21 protein-coding genes are annotated in these 24,457 nt (G+C 36.3%); 5 read left to right on the top strand and 16 right to left on the bottom strand.

The window, feature by feature from the left end; genetic code table 11:
- Positions 1-27: 27 nt before the first annotated feature.
- Positions 28-1,776: an extracellular solute-binding protein gene (locus AC2TDL_RS19200; protein WP_484697659.1), complete on the bottom strand. Its 1,749-nt coding sequence runs from the start codon at positions 1,774-1,776 to the stop codon at positions 28-30.
- Between the two features lie 236 nt (positions 1,777-2,012).
- On the opposite strand from AC2TDL_RS19200, the gene AC2TDL_RS19205 reads away from it, so the two are divergent.
- Complete coding sequence (locus tag AC2TDL_RS19205) at positions 2,013-2,552, top strand: NADPH-dependent FMN reductase (protein ID WP_484697660.1); 540 nt, start codon at positions 2,013-2,015, stop codon at positions 2,550-2,552.
- Between the two features lie 265 nt (positions 2,553-2,817).
- Here the strand turns inward: AC2TDL_RS19205 and AC2TDL_RS19210 are convergent, their stop codons facing one another.
- From AC2TDL_RS19210 to AC2TDL_RS19220, 3 genes are all read right to left on the bottom strand, one after another.
- Positions 2,818-3,801, bottom strand: a complete 984-nt coding sequence (locus tag AC2TDL_RS19210) for a glycoside hydrolase family 43 protein (protein ID WP_484697661.1) — start codon at positions 3,799-3,801, stop codon at positions 2,818-2,820.
- Between the two features lie 109 nt (positions 3,802-3,910).
- On the bottom strand, positions 3,911-4,279 hold the full coding sequence (crcB, locus tag AC2TDL_RS19215; RefSeq protein ID WP_484697662.1) for a fluoride efflux transporter CrcB: 369 nt from the start codon (positions 4,277-4,279) through the stop codon (positions 3,911-3,913).
- 1 nt (position 4,280) lies between these two features.
- Positions 4,281-4,655, bottom strand: coding sequence for a fluoride efflux transporter FluC (locus AC2TDL_RS19220; protein ID WP_484697663.1), 375 nt, complete (start codon positions 4,653-4,655; stop codon positions 4,281-4,283).
- A 350-nt stretch (positions 4,656-5,005) separates the two neighbouring features.
- Between AC2TDL_RS19220 and AC2TDL_RS19225 the strand changes: the two genes are divergently transcribed.
- From AC2TDL_RS19225 to cydS, 3 genes are read left to right on the top strand one after another with little or no spacing between them, the layout of a single operon-like run.
- Positions 5,006-6,352 (top strand): cytochrome ubiquinol oxidase subunit I, encoded by a 1,347-nt coding sequence (locus AC2TDL_RS19225; protein ID WP_484697664.1) that lies wholly within the window; start codon positions 5,006-5,008, stop codon positions 6,350-6,352.
- Between the two features lie 13 nt (positions 6,353-6,365).
- Positions 6,366-7,397 (top strand): cytochrome d ubiquinol oxidase subunit II, encoded by a 1,032-nt coding sequence (locus tag AC2TDL_RS19230; RefSeq protein WP_484697665.1) that lies wholly within the window; start codon positions 6,366-6,368, stop codon positions 7,395-7,397.
- Positions 7,384-7,500: a cytochrome bd oxidase small subunit CydS family protein gene (gene cydS / locus AC2TDL_RS19235; protein ID WP_484697666.1), complete on the top strand. Its 117-nt coding sequence runs from the start codon at positions 7,384-7,386 to the stop codon at positions 7,498-7,500. The genes AC2TDL_RS19230 and cydS overlap by 14 nt, the downstream gene beginning before the upstream one ends.
- A 207-nt stretch (positions 7,501-7,707) precedes the next feature.
- Here the strand turns inward: cydS and AC2TDL_RS19240 are convergent, their stop codons facing one another.
- Positions 7,708-8,799: a metallophosphoesterase gene (locus AC2TDL_RS19240; protein WP_484697667.1), complete on the bottom strand. Its 1,092-nt coding sequence runs from the start codon at positions 8,797-8,799 to the stop codon at positions 7,708-7,710.
- 63 nt (positions 8,800-8,862) lie between these two features.
- On the opposite strand from AC2TDL_RS19240, the gene AC2TDL_RS19245 reads away from it, so the two are divergent.
- On the top strand, positions 8,863-9,276 hold the full coding sequence (locus AC2TDL_RS19245) for a thiol-disulfide oxidoreductase DCC family protein (protein WP_484697668.1): 414 nt from the start codon (positions 8,863-8,865) through the stop codon (positions 9,274-9,276).
- Here AC2TDL_RS19245 and AC2TDL_RS19250 read toward each other — a convergent pair.
- From AC2TDL_RS19250 to AC2TDL_RS19300, 11 genes are all read right to left on the bottom strand, one after another.
- On the bottom strand, positions 9,273-10,178 hold the full coding sequence (locus tag AC2TDL_RS19250) for a tyrosine-type recombinase/integrase (RefSeq protein WP_484701302.1): 906 nt from the start codon (positions 10,176-10,178) through the stop codon (positions 9,273-9,275). The two genes, AC2TDL_RS19245 and AC2TDL_RS19250, sit on opposite strands and share 4 nt — an antisense overlap.
- Positions 10,179-10,541: 363 nt before the next feature.
- Positions 10,542-11,003, bottom strand: coding sequence for a hypothetical protein (locus tag AC2TDL_RS19255; RefSeq protein WP_484697669.1), 462 nt, complete (start codon positions 11,001-11,003; stop codon positions 10,542-10,544).
- A gap of 157 nt (positions 11,004-11,160) precedes the next feature.
- Positions 11,161-12,066 (bottom strand): alpha/beta hydrolase, encoded by a 906-nt coding sequence (locus AC2TDL_RS19260; protein ID WP_484697670.1) that lies wholly within the window; start codon positions 12,064-12,066, stop codon positions 11,161-11,163.
- Between the two features lie 118 nt (positions 12,067-12,184).
- A complete protein-coding gene (locus AC2TDL_RS19265) occupies positions 12,185-12,904 on the bottom strand; it encodes a YebC/PmpR family DNA-binding transcriptional regulator (RefSeq protein ID WP_484697671.1) in 720 nt (239 codons plus the stop codon).
- Positions 12,905-13,690: 786 nt separating this feature from the next.
- Entirely contained in the window at positions 13,691-14,545 is an 855-nt protein-coding gene (locus AC2TDL_RS19270) for a GGDEF domain-containing protein (protein WP_484697672.1), read from the bottom strand.
- Entirely contained in the window at positions 14,542-16,611 is a 2,070-nt protein-coding gene (locus AC2TDL_RS19275; RefSeq protein WP_484697673.1) for a cellulose biosynthesis cyclic di-GMP-binding regulatory protein BcsB, read from the bottom strand. The genes AC2TDL_RS19270 and AC2TDL_RS19275 overlap by 4 nt, the downstream gene beginning before the upstream one ends.
- Before the next feature lie 23 nt (positions 16,612-16,634).
- The gene (locus tag AC2TDL_RS19280) at positions 16,635-17,885 is read right to left on the bottom strand and encodes a glycosyltransferase family 2 protein (protein ID WP_484697674.1); all 1,251 of its coding nucleotides are present in this window, start codon (positions 17,883-17,885) and stop codon (positions 16,635-16,637) included.
- A gap of 15 nt (positions 17,886-17,900) precedes the next feature.
- Entirely contained in the window at positions 17,901-19,445 is a 1,545-nt protein-coding gene (locus AC2TDL_RS19285) for a DUF2334 domain-containing protein (protein ID WP_484697675.1), read from the bottom strand.
- Between the two features lie 21 nt (positions 19,446-19,466).
- Positions 19,467-20,921 (bottom strand): glycan biosynthesis hexose transferase WsfD, encoded by a 1,455-nt coding sequence (gene wsfD, locus AC2TDL_RS19290; RefSeq protein ID WP_484697676.1) that lies wholly within the window; start codon positions 20,919-20,921, stop codon positions 19,467-19,469.
- 22 nt (positions 20,922-20,943) lie between these two features.
- Positions 20,944-22,008 carry a hypothetical protein gene (locus AC2TDL_RS19295; RefSeq protein WP_484697677.1) on the bottom strand — a complete coding sequence of 355 codons (1,065 nt, stop codon included), beginning with the start codon at positions 22,006-22,008 and terminating at the stop codon, positions 20,944-20,946.
- A gap of 322 nt (positions 22,009-22,330) precedes the next feature.
- On the bottom strand, positions 22,331-23,887 hold the full coding sequence (locus tag AC2TDL_RS19300; protein ID WP_484697678.1) for an ABC-F family ATP-binding cassette domain-containing protein: 1,557 nt from the start codon (positions 23,885-23,887) through the stop codon (positions 22,331-22,333).
- Between the last annotated feature and the right edge of the window lie 570 nt (positions 23,888-24,457).

Genomic DNA, 24,457 nt, shown 5'->3' on the forward strand with positions numbered 1-24,457 from the left:
AGAATCTCCTTGCTTTCCGAAAATGCATTATTTATTAGATTGATACCATTCATTCACTTCTTTTGTAATTGCTTCGCCGCCGACTTTATACCAGTTCTCAACGAATTTATCGAATTCATCCAACGGTACTGCGCCCATAATAATTTTGATAAATGTTTCTTTCTCTAAATCTTCAAGAGAAGACAATCTTTCAGCCATTGTATCTGTAGGCGCGCCAGCAAATGCCTCATACATGAATAAGTTTTCCTCCATATATTTCACGCCATGACGATAAACCCCATGCTCACCATAGATCTTCGGCCATCCCCATTGTGATGTGTCGCCATTTTGGAAAGCAGTAATATTGCGTTGAATTGCCAATGCTTCACCTGTTAAGCTGTCTAACGAATTGCTTTGTCTAGCTTTTTCAATCTCTTGATGTGCGCGAATGTTCTTAAATGCTGAGGCAGGTTGAACTGGAGAATATTTCCACACACCTACACTATCATTTTCTGCTGGCATGTAATAATAATTGAAGTCGCCAGATTCACCCCAGTTAAGCTCTACGTGCATATTAAACAACTTAATTAGTGCTTCAGGATGCTTGAAACCTTTTTTCACTACCCAATAACCTTCCGCTTGGAACTCTTGTGGGGAAAGCGCTGGCTTATCGTCGATGGAAACTAGCGAATAACCAACCCAATCTGCGTTAGGATCATTTTGATAGTTACTAATTAACGGATACATTGGATTCCATTGTGCGCCAAAATCGATACCGATCTTACCTGCCGCAATGCTTTCCGCTACTTTACCGCCGTCTTTTACGCCAAACTCTTTATCCAGTTGACCTGCTTTATACATTTCATTTAATACTTTTAATGCTTCTTTAACTTCAGGCAGTGTACTTCCCCATACTAAATTTCCTTGACCGTCATCAATCCACATATTAGGGTAAGCATGGTACCCTGCAAAAAATCCGTTTAATCCCATTGCACCGCCATACAAATCCTTCGTAATCGCTAAACCGTACGTATCATTTGCTCCGTTGCCATCAGGATCTTGAGTTGTGAACGCTTCCGAAATTCGCAATAAATCTTGCATTGAGGTTGGCTCAGGAAGTTGCAGTTTATCTAACCAATCTTTGCGAAGCCATAAATATACGCCATCGCCATATACATCTGCTTTGCCAATTCCCATTAGTTTTCCATTAATAGTTGAAGAGTTTAATACAGCAGGGCCTTGCTCATTATATAGTTCCTTCAGATCATCAGAGGCATATTTATCCCAGTATGGTGTTAAATCTTCAATAATATCTGCTTCTGACAGCTGCTTTAATTGTGCGGGTGAAACGAAAAACATATCAGGTAATTCACCAGAGGACAATGTCACATTCATTTTTTGATCATATGCATCTCCAGTGTTTGCGGTCCAATCATAAACAATATTAATGTTTAATTTTTCTGAATACGCTTTCAACCAACGGTTGTCATCAACATTTTCGCCTGGTGTTTTAGGGATAATGTTGTCCTGCATATCGTTATCTGTATAGCGTGAGAAATGAATCGTAATTGGCTCTGGATACTTTCCGAACGGACCGTCTCCTTCAAACGTTTCGTTATCGCTGTTGGTTGAGTTGTTTGCCCCATTATTCGTTGAATTACTTGGTGCTTGATTTGAAGTATTTGAGTTGTTATCTGAGGTGTTGCTCGAGTTAGAACTACAAGCGGATAGTAGTCCGCTCAAAAGCATTACTGAAGCTAGAACAATTATTGCACGCTTTTTTTTCTTTTGCTTCATAACTTTTCCCCTTCCTCAAATGAATTGTAATTTCAAGCTCATCTCAATTGTAAGCGATTAACATCGCACAGTATATTTACAAGTCATTACTTCACTATCGTCAGTTTACTACATTGACAGCTCGTCATTTTACATTTTTTTAGATCATTATCATTTTTTTACTTCTGGTGAATATTTGAAATCACATTATCAAATACTAAAAGAGTCATATCTAATTTTGATTGCTGGAGGTTAAGATGAGTAATTTAAAAATCGGGATAATTTTAGGAAGCACGCGAGAAGGCAGAGTCAGCCCGCAAGTAGGTCAATGGGTTAAAACTCTTGCAGATAAACATGGCGGCGCACAATTCGAAATCGTTGATATTAAAGACTATAATCTTCCTTTACTTGGCGAAACAGAGGCTTCTGAGCAAGTAGGTCGTTGGAATAATAAGCTGTCTGAGTTAGATGGCTTTATTTTTATTGTTAGTGAATATAATCATAGCATTAGCGGGGCATTAAAAAATGCGTTAGATTTAGCACGCGAAGCGTGGAATAATAAAGCAGCAGGTATTGTAAGCTATGGCTCAGTTGGCGGAGCTCGTGCTGCAGAGCATTTGCGCGGCATTCTTGGCGAGCTGCAAGTAGCTGATGTTCGTACTCACCCTGCTTTATCGTTATTTACGGATTTTGAAAATTTCTCAGTGTTTAAGCCGCAAGCGATACATGAGAAAAATGTTAATGAAATGCTTGACCAACTACTAAGCTGGAGCAAAGCATTAAAGACAATAAGATAACCTTCAAAACGATAAGATCAAACTAATATGTATAAAATGAAGCAACACAGCTTAATAGACAGATGAAATGAACCTATCTGAATGATTTTCTTTTTAGGATAGGTTCTTTATTTACGTGTTGCATCAAATCAATTTAACTTGTAATTGTAAAAAAGCACCTCCAACTGCTTGCTAGTGAATTGCCCGCCATAAGAAGTGCATAACAACAGACTCTCTTATAGGGATGTCAAGCAATTGGGGTGCGATTAAAATGCGATAATATCGATTATTTCTCGTAAGGATGAATAGTAACGATTGTACCATCTTCATTGTATTTCAGCTCAGTGAACTTAATACAACGTTTATGATTTACACCGCCAGAAAGGGAGCTATCATGATAGAACAAATACCATTTTCCATTAAACTCAACAATGGAATGATGTGTTGTCCAGCCGATCACTGGCTCTAAAATTCTTCCTTTGTAAACAAAAGGGCCAACTGGCGAATCACTAACAGCATATACAAGATAATGTGTAGTACCAGTTGAATAGCTTAAATAATATTTGCCATTATATTTATGCATCCAAGGTCCTTCAAAATATCTTCTATCTTCATCGCCAGCAAGGATCGGATTGCCTTGCTCATCGACAATTTGTACAGCTTGAGGCGTAGTTTTGAATTCCAGCATATTGTCCGCTAGTTCAGCCACCATAGGTCCTAATGCAGGAGCATTGCTAGCTGGTTCTGCGCCGTTTTCATCATATTGTCCACTTTGCCACTTTTCAAGCTGTCCTCCCCATAGACCGCCGAAGTACATATATGCACGTCCATCATCATCGACAAACACTGCTGGATCAATGGAAAAACTACCTGGAATATAACTGTCCTCTGGTTTGAATGGTCCTTCTGGATTTTTACTTGTTGCTACTCCAATTCGGAAAATTCCGTCATGATCGCGTGCAGGGAAATATAAATAATACGTATTATTTTTGAATGCACAATCTGGTGCCCACATTTGCTTGCTGGCCCATTTTACATCGCGAACATGCAAAACTTCTCCGTGATCAATGACTTCCCCATCAACACTTTCCATGGAAAAAACATGATAATCCTCCATTTGATATTGATCTCCGTTATCATTATCTGGACCATCATGTTCAAGGTCATGTGATGGATAAATATAGATTTTATTATTAAATACATGTGCAGATGGATCAGCAGTATAAATATGAGTAACTAGCGGTTGATTAGGCTTTGCGCGTTCAGTCATAAATGATCTCTCCTTCAAAATGAAAACGTTTTATGTACACGCGTACATTATCGCCTATTTTTTTGCTGTCGTCAATATGTAAACAATTAATCTTAAATTATTTTATTATTTAGTTTAAAAAGTTAAGTAATGCAGAGCAAAGAAATGCTATTAACACTCCGCCGATAACCGTGAACGTTAAATAACTAGCAGCGGCTAGTCCTCTTTTTTGTTGAACTAGTGTAAACAGCTCATAGCTAAACGTAGAAAAAGTTGTGTATGCTCCAACAAATCCTACTCCTATTAATTGCCATACCCAATCGCTAATCCACTCCATCTCATGCATTCCATATAATAAACCAAGCATTGCTGATCCTGTTATATTTATCAATAGTGTGGCATATGGAAAAGCTCCGCCACCCCATTTCAGCTTTTGACTTAAATAAAATCTAGCCATTGCACCTAATCCGCCAAAAATCCCAGTACCTAATAGTAACAATTTAACGTTCTCCCTTCTGTCGACTCATTAACTTAATACCTGCCCAGCTAGCCGTTAGTCCGCCTAACAAACTTAGGGCAATATAAAGTACTGCTGCAACAATTTGCTGGCTATTTAGCAATCGAACGATATCGACTGAAAAAGTAGACATCGTTGTGAATCCCCCCATCAGTCCAACTCCAAGTAACCAACGCATTTGCTGCCCTAATCTTGTGACGGATGAAAAAGACGTATAAATAAGCGCTAATAGAAAACTGCCAACTATATTGATTGCTACAATATGGAATCCATTTTGTAATGGGAATAGCTGACTAATGATTGCGCGCAATATTGTACCAGTAGCACCGCCTGCGGCAACCCATATATAGGGTTTCATAGCTCCACTCCACTTTCTGATTGATACATCATCTTAAATATCTCTGTAAATTAGTATCTTATCTATTCTGTAAATCCAAAAGAATCATAGCATACCGCTTTTTATGTGTCATTTAACATATTAAAAAATCCAAGGCCAGATGGAATTAGTGAATAATTTTGTTTTTTTTAGGCATGATAAACAAATGCAAACCAACATATTGGACGGAGTGAAGCGCGATGAGAAAAGAACAGCAACAGCGGAATCAACACAGCATCAAGCAACAAGAACGTCGATTGATCATTACTTGCTTTACTGTAGGAGGAATAATGCTAATTTCTCTGATTAGACATTACTTTTAAGGAGTAGTTATGATGAACTTGTTATATACCTATGATCCAGTAGTTTTTAGTCGATTGTTAACGTCATTAACTTTAGGCTTCCACATTATTTTTGCTACCATTGGCGTTGGTGTGCCGCTGTATATTGGACTAGCAGAATGGATTGGGATAAGAAAAAAAGATTTTCATTACATCTTATTGGCAAGACGCTGGTCGCGCGGTTATGTAATTACAGTAGCGGTTGGCGTTGTGACAGGGACAGCGATCGGACTTCAGCTTAGCTTGCTATGGCCAAGCTTTATGCAAGCAGCAGGTCAATCTATTGCCTTACCTTTGTTTATGGAAACATTCGCCTTTTTCTTTGAAGCAATCTTTTTAGGAATTTATATCTACACTTGGGATAGATTTTCTAATCCTAAGATACACCTTATCTTTTTAATTCCTGTAGTGATTGGTTCTGGTGCATCCGCTATGTTTATAACGATGGTAAATGCCTTTATGAACTATCCTGTCGGCTTTACTTATGCTGATGGAGTATTCATTGATGTAAATCCAATAAAGGCAATGCTTAGTCCAGCAGTACCTAGTAAAGTTGCCCATGTATTAGATTCTGCTTATTTGACTTGTGGGCTAATTTTAGCAGCCATTGCTGCTTATGCCTTGTTAAAGGGACAACGAAATACATATCACCGCAAGGCGTTAAAGCTTACAATGATCTGCTCATTTGTTTTTATGGTTGCAACGGTTATTATTGGAGACCTGTCAGGGAAATATTTAGCAGTTTATCAGCCTGAAAAGCTTGCAGCTACAGAATGGCATTTTCATACGTCAAGCTATGCCCCGCTTGTATTCGGTGGTGTGTTACAAGATGACTATACAATAAAAAATGGATTAAAAATTCCGTACGGATTAAGCATACTCGCCTTTAGCAGACCTTCTGCTGAAGTTGTGGGACTCGATCAATTCCCTAAGGAGCATTGGGCTCCGCTTTGGGTGCATTACTTATTTGATATAAAAATGATGTTAGTTGGCGTTTTAGCGCTGATTACATTTCTGTTTATTATTCAACTGGTGCGTAAAAACGGAAATATATATGCGAAATGGCTGCTTTCTCTTGTCATTGTGGCAGCTCCTGTTGCGATGCTGACGATTGAACATGGTTGGATTTTTTCTGAAGTTGGCAGACAACCATGGGTTGTACGAGGAATAATGACAACAGCCGAAGGCGCAACGCAATCTGGACAAGTCGATCTAATGCTGCTTCTGTTCCTTTTGCTTTATTTAGTTCTCGGTATTTCTTCTGCTAGAGTTTTGATACGAATGTTCAATCGCAATAAGGTTGAGGATGAATTAGCGATATATAACAAAGAAAGCTGAGGTGAAGGTTGCGATGAATTTTGAATTGTTAGGAATTACGGTATTGTGGACGTTTCTGTTTGGCTATCTCATCGTAGCCTCAATCGACTTTGGTGCAGGTTTTTTTATGTATTACAGTACAATTAGCGGCACTAGACATCTTATTCATAGTATGATTGAGCGCTATTTGTCGCCTGTATGGGAAGTAACTAATGTTTTTTTAGTCTTTTTCTTTGTAGGCATCATTGGTTTCTTCCCTGATATTGGCTATTACTTAGGGACCGCTTTACTTATCCCTGGAAGCATCGCGATTATTTTATTAGCAATCCGCGGGTCATATTATGCGTTTACCTTTTATGGAAAACGAACAAACGCGCTCTATCAGTTTTTATACGGAGCAAGCGGCTTGCTTATTCCGGCAGCTTTATCTACCGTTCTCACCATTTCCGAAGGCGGCTATATAAACGTATCTAATACAGGAAAGGTAATTTTTGATGCAAAAAAGCTTTTTACAAGCCCTTACTCTTGGAGTGTTGTACTGTTAGCGTTAGTAAGCGTGCTTTATATTTCAGCGATGTTCCTTACCTATTATGCTGACAAAGCATCAGATAAAGGAGCATATGCGGTGGTGCGAAGTTATGCTTTATTATGGAGTGCCCCGACCATTCTGTGCAGCTTATTCGTCTTTTTTGCGATCTATCAGCATAATCGAGAGCATTTTGAGAACCTAGTGGATCTTTGGTGGATGTTTGCCCTTTCGCTTGTTTGCTTTGCTGTAGCTGTCACACTCGTTTATCGCAATAAACAGCTAGGCTTGGCTTTTATTATGGTAATGGCGCAATTTGGCTTTGCCTTTTATGGCTATGGTGCAGGTCATTTACCTTATATTATTTATCCGTATGTAACGATTTACAACAATTTCACGAATACGAATATGGCAGTAGCATTGGTCATTGTTTTTATACTTGGCTTAGTGCTGCTTTTACCATCACTATACTTGCTCCTTCGCCTCTTTCTGTTTAATTCAGATTATGTGAAAGGAAGACATGGCTATGAACCTCGATAAATTTCTAATTCTTATTTGTCCATTACTCGTTATTTTTATCTCGATCGTGCTATTGATTTTGTGGGGAGCATATGGCAATACTGATGAAAAACCGCAGGATTAAGCCTTCCCTATTATATATAAAGCTTGTTGCTTTTAGTAAAAGGAATTAAAAGCAACAAGCTTTAATAAGCATGAAGAATCAGGCTAATTTGTAATCATAACATTATTTGCTTTGAATTCATTGAAGTGAGGCAACCAACAGAACAATAACAATAAGAACTCCGGGAATAAAAACTGAAAAATTAGTTAATGACATTAATTAGTTGTATTAATTTATAAAATCAATTTGAATTTGTACAATTTCCGACTGTGATCCAATACGAATTGGCGGTCCCCAAAATCCATATCCAGAGGAAACAATCGTATGCAGCGTTCCTTTTTGTAAATAACCCCAATCGTTCTCAAAAATCGCCCCAGTAATTAGATTACCAGGCATAATCTGTCCATAATGGGTATGACCAGATACGACTAAATCTACCCCAGCCGCTACAGCTTCATCATATTGATAAGGCTGATGATCAAGTAAAATAATTGGTAAATCCTTGTCATAAGGAGCTGTAAGATCAGCAGTTTCCATTCTAGCCCCCTCGGAATAATCTTTTCTTCCGATTAATACAAGACCTTCGTCGATTACAATGCCTTCATCATATAACAAATCGATATTTGAGCTTTCAATTGCGGCAATTAATTCATCCATTTTACCTTTATAACGATCATGATTTCCTAACGAGCCATACACACCTAAAGGTGCCTGCAGCTCAGTAAGTATTGAAAAAATGTCTTTCTTTTGCACAATTTCTAAATCATCATCAATAATATCACCAGGAATAAGAATTAGATCAGGCTTGAGCGCATTAACTTCCTTAACTAGACGCTTAGCGTGCTTTACTCCAGACAAATAACCAAAATGCATATCAGAGAACATGACAACATTTAAATCTTGCTTATAGCTTTTATTAATTTTTATCGTATATTGATTCACTTTCGGAGTATAAGCCATATAGCTGCCATAACCAAGTGTACTTAACAGAACGACTAAAGTTAATATAGTAGCAGTAATTCTCGTCTTATTGCGGTCTAGTTTAGTAAAGCGTAAAATAAGCATAATAAGATGTACAATTGGAAGTATCATTAACGATAAGCTAAACAATGCTAGCCAGTAGTTGCCGATAATCGATAGAATAGCCGCTCCGCCTACAACTCTCCCAAGGATAAAGGAAGTCGACAGCAGTACGATTAGTATGATGTAGGCAATTAAAAATACTTTATTTTTCACACCGAAGCCGCGATAACCACTCCAACCAACATAAAACACTAATGCTGCATAAATTAGAAGCGCTAATACAATGCCTAAAATCACAAGTATTCAGACTTCCTTTCTGTTATGTAGTCCTTCATATCCGTTAAGAAATGAGGTAATTAAATGAATATCGAGCAATATAAGGATAAAAAAATATTACTATATGACGGAGAATGTTCTTTCTGTAACCGTGCGGTGCAATGGATAATTCCGCGCGATCCAAAATCAACAATTTACTTTGCTGCACAGCAAGGCGAACTCGGTAAGCTACTAAGAGTGCATTATCGCATTGCTGCGGACATCGATTCGCTTATCTTTATCGAGAATGGCAAAGCTTATCTTTACTCTGATGCTGTGCTGCGGGCCAGTAAATATTTGCATCGTGCTTGGCCTCTAATCCAGTTATTAGCTATTATTCCTAGCTTTATTCGCAACTCATTTTATCGTTATTTTGCAAAAAATCGCTATCGTTGGTTTGGAAAGCAAAAGGCTTGTTTATTGCCGACTCCTGAAATTAGAGCTCGCTATCTTGATTAAGGTTTTAATGTCGGAAGTTCTATATTTGCAATTGCCTGTTTCTTCTCTTCTTCATGCACGTGGGTATAAATCATCGTCGTTTCAATGGATGTATGCCCCATCAACTCTTTTACGATACGAATATCAATTTGGTTTCGCAGCATTAATGTAGCAAAGGAATGTCTAAGTTTATGACAGCTTAACTTCATCCCTTGCAATTCACTATGTTCTTCCTTCATTGCGGCAAACATCGCAGCAATAATCTTTTGAATTTGTCGAATTGAGAGCCTTCTTCCTTTTTGAGAAATAAAAAAAGCATCATCTTGCTTACGGTATGGCTGCAAACGCTCTTGCTTAACTGCCTTCATAAAAACGTTGACCTCTGGCGCAAGCGGTACCTCGTTCCATTTTCGTCCTTTGCCGAGAACAGTAAGCACGCCTTTTTCTTCGTCGTAATGAGACAAATTTAGACGATGCACCTCACCTACACGAAGACCAGAATACGCCATTAATAGCAGTAAAGCAATATTGCGATTACGATATTTTCCATCTATATATTGTATCGTTTGCTTAAGCTTATCCTGCTCCAAATAAATCGGTCTGCGATTACGCTCTGTTTTTGTTTTCTTTACCTCGTGCGCAGGATTGCTGCTCATAAGCTCAAAATCAATCATCGCTTTAAAAAAGCTTCTTAAAGCAGCTAAGCTGCGATTGCGTGCCCCATCAGAGACATTTTCTTTTTCCTGAACAAGATAACTTACAATCGTTAATTTTTTTACCTTATTTAATGGCAGTCCATCTAAGTATGTTAAGAAGTTTCGCACTTCGCGTCCATATTCTTTTTTTGTAGTTTCAGAATAACCTGCTTGCTTCATCCATAAATTAAATGCAGTGATTGGTTCGTCATATTGTTCAAATAACATCAACTTCTAGCTCCTTACATGTAATTGTTCGTTTAAATTGCATTTGTGCTGAGGAACCGACAAAAATAATAAAAAAAAGTAAAGGATTTTACCCAAGCAGCCAATAAAAAATCGTTCTAAATCAAAAGTGCGCAAAATCTATATTTTGCGCACTTAATTATAGCATAGGATCGGCTATTTGCACCAATTTAATGTTGCTTGGTATGCAAAATTTTTTACACGGATATTACATGTGTTTTTAGCAAAACTAATTAAATCTGCATTATCTAATAAAAACTCCAACAGCTCGTTTTCCGACTCTTGGAGTTTTTATCTCATATGCTAATGATTCAGCTTAAAGTTATTTTTGTTAAATTAAGTTATCTAGGATCCGTACAGTTTATGAACAACTTTACTTGCTTCCTCATTTGAATCTGCTGGAAAAACAATATAACCAATCTCATTTAATTGCAGTGAAAAATGACTTAAATTTTTACTCATTTTAAGAAATCCTTCAACTTTGTTCGGTTTAGATGATATTCCAGCAACATATCCTTTGTTGTTTTGATCAGAAGATAAAATTTTATAAGTAACCCCATTTAACTTAACTTCTCCAGTTAACTTATAGAAGTTGAAAAATTTAGAAAGTGAAATGTTAACATCAACATCAACCTTTTGATCCGAGATAACGCCCGGTATTGTTTTTCCGTCTTGTATGACAAAATCGTTCACTTGTATACCTGAAAAATCAGCAGCTACCTTAATATACTTATAATAAGCACCAAACGCAATCAATAACAATATAATCATAAGATTAAGCAATATCCATAACATGCTTCGCTTCATACAAAATTCTCCCCTCCTCGTTCATTTTTTAAGCGCTCGTTAAATCATTTTAACTGTACAAATTAATCTTTATCGTTTTACATAAGCTCATTTAAATATTATAAAAAAGACCTCTGAATTTACCAGAAGTCTTTTTTAATCAACTGTCCTTGAAAGGTTATACGAAGTGCAGTCCTAACCAGTGATGCGCCATTTCTACCCATTTTGCTGCTGTAGGCTGAATTTGACTAGGATTTGATGCAGTCGTAACGTCTGCTAAGGATAAGCCATGTCCACCCTTCTCAAAAATATGCATCTCATGTGGAATACGATGTTTATTTAATTCAAGAGCGAAGCTTAAGGAATGAGCGGTTAAAACCAAATCATCTTCAGAGGTGTGCCATAAAAACGTTGGCGGTGTATGCGGACCAACATAATGAATTGGACTTAACTGTTTAAGCTGTTCTTCATTTGCTTCTTGATCGCCAAACATCGCTTTATTAATTAGATCATACATCTCTTTATACTTTTCTTTCTCTTCATCCGTCATCCATTCAATTGCAAGCTGATTATCAATTAATGCGTACGAAAGAATTAATGCATTTGGTTTAAACATTTCATTATTTAAACCAAGATGTTCGGCAACATAGTCTTTATTCCAATGAACACCAATGCTTGCAGCAAGATGACCTCCAGCAGAAAAGCCAATGACAGCTATATGATCAGGGTTAATATTCCACTCCTTTGCACGTTGACGAATCGTTGCAATAGCTTTTGCTGCATCAAAAAGCGGCTGTGGAAACTTCACATGCGGATTAGGATTTTGCTCTCGCTCTTTTGAATAAGGAGCCGGTCCAAAATATGTATTATAGTGTAAAACAAATGCACGGTATCCTAATGACGCAAAACGTAGGGCAATTGGCTCTGCCTCACGATCAGAGGTGTACAAATATGCGCCGCCTGGTAAGATTAAAATCGCCGGTTTTGGATTAGCAGGTTGTTCCTTGGCAATTTCATATGGAATATAGGCGGTTAATGTTACTTGCGGAAACTGTTCCCAAAGCTGAATTGTTTCAATATGCATATGCTTTCTCCTTTAATCACTATTATCGTGTACCGCTAATTGAACAAAGTGCCAATCCTTACACTGTAATAACGTATGTAGAGATTGGCACAATATGTCTTATCTATTCAACTGAAAATTAATCCTCAAGATTAACGTTATGATATACTTGCTGAACATCGTCCAGATCCTCAAGCGCATCAATTAACTTTTCAAATTGAGCACGTGCTTCTGGCGGTAGTACGACTTCATTATTAGGCAACATTGTAATTTCTGCAACAGTGAACTCTGTAATACCAGCAGCTTTAAATGCATCCTGTAAAGTTTGGAATTGGTCTGGTTCAGCGTAAACAATAACATCCTCATCTTCAACGATAATGTCACGCGCATCAATGTCCGCTTCGATAAGCAGCTCCATAACTTCCTCTTCTGTTTTACCTGAAACCCCAATTACTGCAGTTTGTGTAAACATATATGAAACAGAACCGCTAACTCCCATGCTGCCGCCATTTTTATTAAATACAGAGCGCACTGCAGGAGCAGTTCGATTCACATTATTTGTTAATGCATCAACAATAACCATAGATCCATTAGGCCCGAAACCTTCATAGCGAAGTTCTGAATAAATTTCATCAGAGCTTCCTTTTGCTTTTTCAAGCGCACGGTCAATAATTGCTTTCGGTACGTTATATGTTTTAGCACGTTCTAAAACAACCTTTAATGCGCGGTTAGATTCTGGATCAGGCTCTCCTTTTTTAGCCGCAACATAAATTTCAATACCAAACTTAGCATATATACGACTTGTATTTGCATCTTTATTTGCTTTTTTTTCTTTAATATTGTTCCACTTACGACCCATTTTGTTCCCACTTTCTGAATAAAATATACATGTTTATTATACCACTGATTGTGACAATAAAAAAACTGTATACGCTCACCTTTATCATAAAAATCTGTTATTACGTTAATTTTATTAGAGCCATCACTGCTTTTTATATGTGTTATTTACATAAAACAGTTTTTAATTGTCTGAAATAACGTTATTTTTAAGGAATATAAAATCGACTAAATCTAAAGACCAAATATTTAGATTGTTTTTTGCACTTTTCAACCAATTTCTTATACTTTTTTTACTTGCCAATAAACTAAGCGTCGGTTATAATTCGCCATTATACAAATAAATTTTTTTGATTAAATAAGTTAACATAATTATTGTTATGTATTACTTTATTAAAACCAAATTGGTCTCATGTTTAATTGTTTACATAATTATATATACGTTACTTTGGTTCGGACTTATGCCACAGTCATTGCTTTTCAAAGCATAACTTTTTCTTAAGCTTCCGTTAATTTATCTATTTTCTTCATAAACTTTATAAATAATATACTTATTTTCCGAAACAAGAACAAATGTTCTATCGTTAAATAATAACAGGCATTTAAAGAGATAGCAAATAGTAAACTGTTATGTTAGCTGCGCTAATGCTCATATTGCATAATCATTTGTTTACATAATTAGTTTTACGTATAGATTAATCATATTCCCTCTTCTGCATTGCTTATTTTGCTAGTATGTAAAAAAGAGTATTAGAGCGTATTACAATTTGCTCTAATACTCTTCATACATTAATTTATCTGCGTAATATTAAACATCATATTCCATCATTCGCTTAGCTTGTCCGATTAGCTCTAGCGGCGTTATTGCACTGCTGGAATCAAATTGTGCAGTTCCTACTCTAAGCTGCAACTCAACATTGTATTTTTCTTTAAATTCAAACTTATTTAATTCATTAATTTTTGACTTAATTCTGTTAATTACAATTTCTGCTCCTTTGATGTCAGTAAATAGCACTATTCCCCATGTTGGCGGCTCACTGTTAAATAAATATAAACAATCGTTGCTACGGACAAGCGATTGGCTAATATCAGATACTTCTAATAATACATTAGAGAATTTTTCTGTGTTCATAAATCGTTTAATCTCATCCCAGTACTTCACATTCAGCAACAGCAACGTTAACGGAATGTTGTAACGTTCCGATAGAGCTATAAAGATTCGCATATCTTGTTGAAACGATAATAAATTTTTAAGCTTGGTCGTTTCGTCGATTGTAGCCAAAGTTGAGTTTTGATTGCGCAACTTATCATTCTCTTCCTGCAACATACGATTGCTTTGCATAAGCAGCCAAGTAAGGATCGTAATAATGGGAGTTGCTAACAACCAAAAATAATTTGTTGTGCTAATAGCATCCCCAGCGGTTGCGACCTGATATAACGTATATGAACCATATCCAAACAGAAAGATTAAATTCAGAATAAGCCCTGTCACGATCGTAGTAAAATACGTTATGATCGCAATGAGAAATGCTGCATTCAATAAAATCATATTGACAACATAGTCATTTTGATTGTTTGCAATAAACATTAACGTGACAATACATGTTCCAACAAATAGCAGGAAAGCAACATCAGAAATTAAGCTGTTTTTAAATCTTCTCATTGTTCCTCCCTCCTTTTACGCCAATATTTACGTATCAGGAATAAGGTGGCAACAAGAGCTAAGCATAGTGTTAATATTGCGGAAATAACAAAGGTCAACACATCTTTTCTTGTAAAAACATCTACAACTGATGAGCTTCTTGCTAATTTTTCCTTAAAACGATAAGAGGATAATTCTCCGTTTTTATCAACAACGATTGCATCGCCATACAGCTTCCAAAGCTTGTTCTCTGAAATAAGCAACTGTGAAGCCATTTCATAATATTGCGGCTCAGCACCAGTAATAATTAGCACGCCATAGTCTTCACTATATGGAGACGCAATTAATTGAAGTGAACCAATGCGTTTTCCATATTCTTGTTCAATGCTCATTTTTTCATTAGAGACAAAACCTTCACCATTTGCAGAGTATCGGAAAAACATTTGATCATTTAATTGACGAATAAGCTGATTATTATTATACGAACCAATAACAATTAATTGCTTATTTTCCAGCTCCGCTGGATCAACATTATCATTGTATACCTTTACCTCTCCATGATTACTTTGTGCATATCTGCCCATTAGATGAAAAACATTGGCTATTGTAGAGTAGTCTGATTGCGAAAGCTGACTTGGCAGAACAACTGCAATCGCATTAAAGCTTCCATTACGCATAAAGCTCGAAGGATAAAAATTAAATAGCAAATCATGTCGGTCCACAGTATTTAATTGAAGCACTGAAGACGGATCGATATATGCCCAAGGCGTTTGCTCTTGATTATACGTACAAATTAAGCTAGAGATCTCCAAATCAAAGGCAACAGTTACTGTAAAATTACCGTTTACGTCCAAATTTTGCGGAATATCAAGCTCCAACACATCTTCGTTAGCAGCAACCTCACTTAGCTTCTTGCTGCCAATTGGTTTATCATTAATTAGAATGGTAACTAAAGAACGTTTGAAATCAAGATTTTGCGCATAACGCATTGCTAATCTAATTTTGCTGGCATCTGCAATTGCTTGGTTTGCAGGTAATGAAATAAAATAGTTTTTTTCTTGATGCATTGGACCAATTAATTTATCCCCAGTTTCCGTTAAATTAATTATCTGATTGGCTGGCTCAAATGGAGACAACACATCTGTATTTTCATCAATCCGTTTTTCATTTGCTTCTGTTTGCTGCATTAATTGTTGATTGGCAACATAACGACCAGCCTTCACTAACAATTCATCATCATTAGCTGTAACAACCAGCAGCAGTTGCTGATCCATTGAAATTAGTTTAATTAAAGCTTGTCCATTAAGATCGACAGAGCCCAATTTCTCTTTAATTACATTTGGCAACGTTTCATATTTACTAATATATACGGCATATTGCTTACTGCCTCGAATATCATCATTTTCTTTAAGCAAAGGGATTTGTTCATTGTCCTCATCCTTCTCCTTTGCCAATCCAGCAATACTGTAAATTGCTGTTTCTAGCTCTGCAGTTGAAGGGTTTTCATTAACTACAATGGCATAATTCGAATTTTTAACAGTATCTAATCCGGTAAAACGTTCATAAAAATCGCTAATCGTTTGACTCATTGGCTTATTTTGATAAGAAATTGTAATCGTTGATGACTCATGTATAGTTAGCCAGTTGTCAGTTACCTCATTATCATCGCATATATTGTATAGCTCTTGCTCGTCATTCGTTGTTTGTTTCCCTTCAATCATTAACGTATTTACCCCAGCAGTTATTAATTCACGCGGAATAATAACCGATATTTTGCTTTCGTTTTCAGCATCTATTCGGAATGAATGAAACGGAGCTCCATTTAACGAAAGCGTTATGCTCGATTTTTCTTTATTAACTAGCGATGAAAAATTATAATCCAATTGAAGTTCTGCCTGCTCAATATTCCAATAATTCTCTATCCGAAAATACTGGTAATTTACTGAATGCACTCCTGATAAAGATACTGAGGAAAGGTTTTGTGTATAAATTTTTGAGGCTTCCTCAGCATTAACCTTTATTGTAAAACAGTAACAGAGCAATAAAACTAAAAAGATAATACTGTTATATATCCTTTTTTTATTCATTCTCGATCGCTTCCTTGTAGTCATTAAAATCGTTCTGTTTTATACCATTTGACTTCTCTTTTGAATACAATATCCTTCAAATAGTTCAACAAACCATTCGCTGCAACAATCATCCATAACTGACAGTAGGTAATATACATAAGCATAATTATCCATATGTTCGATAGTCGCATCTCTCCTTTTTCAGTAATTAACGTAATAAAAGTGCCTACTATAAAAAGGATAATCGCTAAAATCCATAAAAAGGTACTAAAACTGGCAAGTGTTGTTTTAATTAATCCAAGGGAGTTAAGAATAAGAATCGTATCAGATAAAATTAACGATGTTAACAATAAAAAATAAATAGACAGAAAGTACAGAATATCAAACCTAACCTTCTTGGCAGAGGGACTAAACAATAACGGAATGTTTTTTATAATGACATAAATGTTCCCCTTTGCCCATCTGGAGCGTTGTTTAAACCAAACCTTTAATGTTTGCGGTTCTTGCTCCCAAGTGACAGATTTTGGCTGGAATTTAATTTGATAGCCTAATCGATAAATTTGAAAGCTAATTTCAGTATCCTCTGCAATCGCTTTTGTATCCCATCCGCCAATCATTTTAATGATCTCTCGACGGATAATAAAATTTGTGCCTGGAATCGTACAAAGCTTAAATAAATTCCATCTGCCAGCTTGCGCCATCCATTGAAAGGATAACGTTTCGATATTAATAAACCTTGTTAATAAATTGACATTTCGATTACGTGTTCTAAACTTACCGATAACTGCACCTAAACGAGGATCATGAATCAGTTCAGCGACTAAATAACGCAGTGCTGTTTTCTCTGGTGTATTGTCTGCATCATAAATTGCGATTATTTCACCTTTACTTTGACTAAAACCAATGTTTAATGCATTGGATTTTCCTTTTCCGCCAGTTACAGCATCAGTGTTAATAATAATTAACTGCCGTCCTTTATATTGCATTTCCAGCTCATGCAGCAACTGACTGCTGTTATCAGAAGAATTATCGTTAATTACGATAATTTCATAGCGATCATGAGGGTAATCAAGCGCTAATAATGCCTTTACCGTTTGAATGATAACCTTTCCCTCATTATGAGCTGGCACCATTATAGAAACGAAAGGATATTCACCTTCAATTTGCGGAACAGGCTGTTTTTCATTTTTTATATAATATAAATACCCAGCAATAATTAAAACAATATTGACAAGCAGCAGCGTCCAAATGCAAAATACGGAAAAAAGCATTAGTATATCTGATATTGTCATTGAAATCCCCTACACCTAATATTTTTGTCTGTACATGCGATACCCGATAACCAGCAATACTGAGAAAATCATTAGTACGATAATGATAATGACAATAAATATTTTATTTTGCACAGAGAATAAGCCCTGCAAACTAGCTTTTGTTTCTTCGACGTTGGCTTCGTCTGCTTCAATTTCTTGGTAGCTGTCTTTAAGCTTTATCGTTTGACCATTAATCGTTAATAAACCTTGATTAGAACTGATTGTTGATACTTCAGTCGATACAGTATGGTTTAATGAATTGTAATCCGCAAACAATATCCATGAATCTCCTAGAGCTTGCAGGACATCATCCATATCTTGGCCATGTTGTTGCATATCAACGATTAAAGCGATATTTAGCGGCATAGCATCAATGATTTGATCAGGTTTTACGTATTGTTGCCACTGTTCAAGCTTGACTGCAAACGGTGAATTGGAAAATGCCTGTAAATGATTTGTCGGTTGAATTGGCATTAATTTTACATTAGGCAGCATAATCGCAGAATTATAAAAGCTTAAACCCATTGGCACATAATAGTTATCTTCAAACCAGTATTGCTCTGCACTTGCAGCTAGCGGTGCTACACCATTTTCGGCTAAATAATCAATAAAAGAGGAAAGATCATTTTTTAATGTTGTTAAATCTGTACTAATGGTCTGTGAGGAAACAACTGGTGCATCAATAATGATGGAACCATTTCGAGTTTGTACGTATTTTAATGTTTCTACATAACGAAGTGCAGCATAATAATCATAGTTGTTAAAAAAAGGAGCGATACTTACGAGAAATGGAATGCCTAACTCGTAAAGTTGATCGCTTATCTCTCTAAGCTGCTCCAAGTCAGAAAATGGATTAATTTCAGTTAGCAGGACATAAATTCTCCCTTCCTGCTCTACCTCAAGCCAATCCTTCAGTATATAGCCCAATGCCCACTCACTTAGATCAGCTTGATGATAATAGGACACATATGTGTATTTATCCTTCACAACGGTATAAGGATAGGAGGCTTGTTCACCACTTATTTTGAGCGTTCCGTACCTTTTTGCTGACTCATCAAAAGAACTTACCAATACAAAATGATTATCTAAGATCAAACTACTTGAAAATTGATCCATAAATAACTGCGCAGCTACCTCTTTTTTAGTTTCTAATTTTAGATGTAACGCATTACTAAGATTTTCTGAAGGCTGTGCGCCTATATGCATATATTTTCCTTGAAACGTTGATAAATCGCTCATCACCTTATCAAGCATATGAGATTGATCAGGCTTATTCCTTAAAATGATGACATGTGAAAAATTTGAGAGCATGCCCTTATCATAATTTTCAGCATCGATAGAAATGACTGTCATTCCGTAACTCGCGATTATTCGTTTAAGCGAATCAACATTTCCTTCATTGCTTGTTCCGAAAGCAAGACTATCATAAACGAGCAGCACTTCCTGCTCATTCGGCACATTTCCTTCAGCCGCAAAAAGGGTTAATTGGTTCGATAGCAAAAACAGAACAAACAGCATTAGCATACAATATCGTTTCAAGGCATCCCCTCCTTCCTGTCTTCACCAAAGCTGACGATTGATTAAGCCCGATACAGTAACAAAGCTGATTACATCGAAGCTTGCTGTAAATAAAAACTGATGCTTAGCAAGATCTGCGTCACCTGCTCCGACAATAGATACGACAATTGCTGATAAGCCAATTCCAATTAGCGAAATGATAAACGGAAGTTGCAGCATCGCTCTGCGATCTCGATGGTTTATTGCTTTCACAAAACTAGGAACAAATAAGCCAATGACAATAATGCACCATACAACAATCAAAATAAAATTATTTGGCGTCAGTCCTTGCTTAAATTTACTGTAGAAGGAGAAAAATGAAGTTTGTGCAGCAAAAGGTTTGCCGACTGATTGCTCATAATTCCCCATTGCTGCTGGACGGATAGCAAAGCTATTTTTTGCTGCCAAGTTTAACATTTCTCCTGCTTTATCTGGATGCGTAATATAGTAACGTAAAATCGAGCCGTAACCATATTTATTAAAGAAATCCTCTTGTAAATTGTCTGAGTTTACATCGACAGTCGTAAATGGCGAATAGTAAATTTCTCCGCTAAGCAATGAATATTGTGGATCAATATCAAAAGTTTCTAAAGCTGCCTCTGGGTCAGCTTCGTTTAAAAGAATGCCCCGATTCATCGCATGATATTTATTAATGTTTTTAAATTCATCGCTGATCAATGTATAAGAGCCGATTCCAGCAAGTAAAATAATTGCTAAGGAAATTGCAGCCACTGAGCGATATAGTTTATTGCGTTTTATAAACAACAGCATAATACCCGCAACAGCAATAATAATACCGACTGGAGCATTTTGTTGCTTACTGGTTGTTAAAAAAATACTTGCCAATGTAAACATGATAAGCAGTAAATAGTCGTTGTAGCGGCTTCGGTAAATAAGTACAATTGCAGCCGTTAAATAAATCAAAGCAATAATTACCACACTTTCACTGTAAAAAGAATTAAAGTATGCTGTATAAGCTGTATCAGCAAAAACTAAAATAGATAATAAGCTAATCAAATAACTATGTTGCTTATCGAGCTTCCAAGTTAATGCCTCTACCAATAAATAAATGCCAACTGTGTAAAAAACAAGGTAAAGCCCTGCTTGAAACCTAATATCAAATATTTCCTTACTGAAAAACCATTGATTTAATACCATCGCTAGCTTAATAAAAAGGGATTGGGATGAAAAAATCGTCGCACCATTTTCGTTAAAATATTGCAAAATACCGTATTGCTTCACAAAATAACCCAGATATTGATTAACATAATCTGGGTCATTAAAATATAGTCCGTTGCTGTACAATATCCGAAAGTAGTCTCCGTTATCAGCCATCCCAATATAAGGAGGGGTAAATAATGCAATTACGGATATAATAAAAACTCCAATTGCTGCTACAAAGGCAGGTGTTAAATAAAAACGCTGTTCTATGTTTGCCAAGGTATTATTCAGCTTCATGTTTTTATACGCCTCTTTTTGATTAGTATGTGTATGAAAGTAATGCCTGCAAGTTATCAAAAGAATAAGCTTGTCTTGTTTCAAGATTTCCGTAAGCACCATATAGTTCATGTTCAGTTTGCAAAATTTGAAATTGCTCCATCCTGTTTATACTTGCTTCATATAAATGCTCGTCTCCAAGCTCTGAGCCGATCATTGCAGCTATCGCATAAATCGCTGTTGATTGAACATCCGTTAGCGGCACCCCTTCTCGTGAATAGCGTCCAACAAGTTCTCCATTTTCTACTTGTTGCTTAATAAATTTGATGCTTGAAGGCTGATGCTCACCAACCTCAACTAAGTGTAAAATAGTTAGCAACGACTCAATTGTATTAATTTCCTCCGACTGATACATTTCTTTGTCATATATAAATCTTGTTTCATAAAATGGAAACTGATCTGATATATATCCTTTTTTTGTAATGTTAAGCATCGCTTGATATAGCTTACCCTGCTCCTTCTTGCTGTCAATAAGCTTCAATGTTAGCAAATCAATGTAGCAGAGTGTAATAAAGTTGTTCGTTAGCTTATATTGATTATCATAAAAATCAAATAATCGTTCATCTTTACTGTTATATGTCAAAAAGCGAGCGCCTAGTTCTTCTGCCAATTCCTTGTATTGATTGTCATTAAACTGCTCAGCGGCTTCAAACAACGCTCGAATGATTCTTAAATCATCAATCGCTGCATTCACGGTATATTTTTGCTCGAGCTTGTCACTATAGCGATAACTAAAGCCATCCTCCATATTTAATTGATTAAGAAGGGCTGACCATGTCATCTGAAACGGCTGCTGCAAGCCAGCTCGTGCGTAATAACGCATTGCAAGTCCCATCGATTCACTCAATACTTCATGTCCTGTAGCTACCTGGGCATTTTGCTCAGAGTCAACATAATTGGTATAAATACTGCCATCATCATTGGTGAGCTTAGCTTGAACAAAATGCAGCAAGAGCTGTTCACGCTGCTCATATTCAGGTTTTTCTCCATAATGATCTGTTGGAATAAGCTTAATCTGCGGTTCATTTTTGTTGCAAGAGGTTAACATAAGAAGAAATAATATTAAGGAAAAAAGACGGTTATATTTAAATGGAGTCATAAAATAATGTACCCCTCCCAACTTTTACTATTTTATCGTTTATTTATATATAATAGGAATTTAACATTTAATACAAGTTACTTAAATAGTTATACCACACATTTATTTTTTTCGAAATACACTTCAAATAATTTTTAAAATAATACTAATTATTAACATTATTAAACAAATAGTTTTATTAATAAAATATTATAACCAATATATAAAAAAACCTCCAACGCTTCGTGCAATAGGTTGGAGGTTTGCTTTATCAAAATGTTATTTTGATTTATTAAAACACTTTAGTTGTCCACGATTCACAATTCCAAATTTCAGTTACAATATCACGATAAAATTCAGGTTCATGAGAAATTAACAAAATTGTTCCTTTATACGCTTTTAATGCTCGTTTTAGCTCATCCTTGGCGTCAACATCCAAATGGTTTGTCGGCTCATCCAGAACAAGTAAATTGCTTTCACGATTAATAATTTTACATAAGCGAACCTTCGCTTTTTCACCACCGCTAAGCACTTGAATTTTACTTTCAATGTGTTTAGTTGTTAATCCGCACTTTGCAAGCGCAGCACGCACTTCAAATTGCGTAAAGGAAGGAAACTCCTGCCATACTTCTTCAATACAAGTATTGTAGTTATCTTCTTTTATCTCCTGCTCAAAATAACCAATTTCCAAGTTTTCTCCACGTACAACTTCGCCGCTTACTGGAGGGATTAGTCCTAAAATGGATTTCAATAAGGTGGATTTACCAATTCCATTCGCACCAACTAGCGCAATCTTTTGACCGCGCTCCATTTTTAAATCAAGCGGTCTAGAAAGCGGCTCCTGATAACCAATTACAAGCTGCTTTGCCTCAAAAATCAATTTGCCAGAAGTACGACCTTCTTTAAAATTAAATTGCGGCTTTGGTTTCTCCTTTGCAAGCTCAATAATTTCCATTTTATCAAGCTTTTTCTGTCTCGACATCGCCATATTCCGCGTTGCTACACTTGCTTTATTGCGAGCAACAAAATCCTTTAGCTCAGCAATTTCTTGCTGCTGGCGTTTATAGGCTGCTTCAAGCTGCTGCTTTTTCATTTCATAAACTTCTTGGAAATGATAATAGTCGCCAACATAACGCTCAAGCTTTTGATTTTCCATATGGTAAATAAGATTAATAACACTATTTAAGAATGGAATATCATGTGAGATCAAAATGAAGGCATTTTCATATTCCTGCAAATATCGTTTTAGCCATTCAATGTGCTGCTCGTCCAAATAGTTCGTCGGCTCGTCTAGCAGCAAAATATCTGGTTTTTCCAGCAATAGCTTTGCAAGCAATACCTTAGTCCGTTGACCGCCGCTCAAATCATTGACGTCCTTATCAAGACCAATATCCGTCAACCCTAAACCGCGAGCAGTTTCTTCAACCTTTGCATCGATCAAATAAAAGTCTTGATTAGTTAACGTATCTTGAATCGTACCAACTTCCTCAAGCAGCTTGTCCAGCTCTTCAGGCGATACCTCACCCATTTTCATGTACATTTCATTCATTTCTTGCTCAAGGTCAAACAAATATTGAAATGCGCTTTTTAACACATCGCGGATGGTCATTCCTTTTTGCAGTACAGCGTGCTGATCCAAATAACCGACACGTACTCGGCGCGACCATTCCACCTTACCTTCATCTGGTTGAAGTTTTCCGGTAATAATATTCATAAACGTTGATTTACCTTCACCGTTTGCCCCGATTAAGCCAATATGTTCCCCATTTAATAAACGGAAAGATACATCATTAAAAATTGCACGGTCACCAAAGCCATGACTTAATCGTTCTACCGTTAAAATACTCATGACAACACCCTATCCTTTGTTCATATCTCGCTATATTATAAGCGGAAGTTACTATGTTCCTCAACTATTTCCTGAAAGTTATAGATAAATATTGTTCTATTAAACTATGAATCCGCACTTTTGTCGATAAGTATATGTATTCTCACATACAGAAAGCGACAAACTTTGTTTATCGTCTTTGATACGATGATTGTAGATTTATACTAACTTATTGAGGTGACGTTTGAATGGAATTAAGCTTAATTATGAACGAGCATTTTCAAAATGAAACGATCTGTTTTGATGGATTCGCGTTTAAAAACTGTATTTTTACGAACTGTATCATTTTAATTACGTGCATGGATTTTGAATTTGTAAATTGCTCGTTCTTCGGATCAACGCTACATATTGATCCGTCTCTACCAATCTTTGAAATCTCCCATCAGCTTTCGCAATCCTTCTACGACGAATCGACAAACTGCTATCGTAATGAGGTTCAGTATTCACAGTATTCGACCTTAAACAAGTAATGTTTCTATAAATAAAGAAAAAGCGGAGACGACCAAACGCTCGTTCTCCGCTTTCTTGATT

The organism is Paenibacillus sp. plas6 (genome assembly GCF_057221655.1).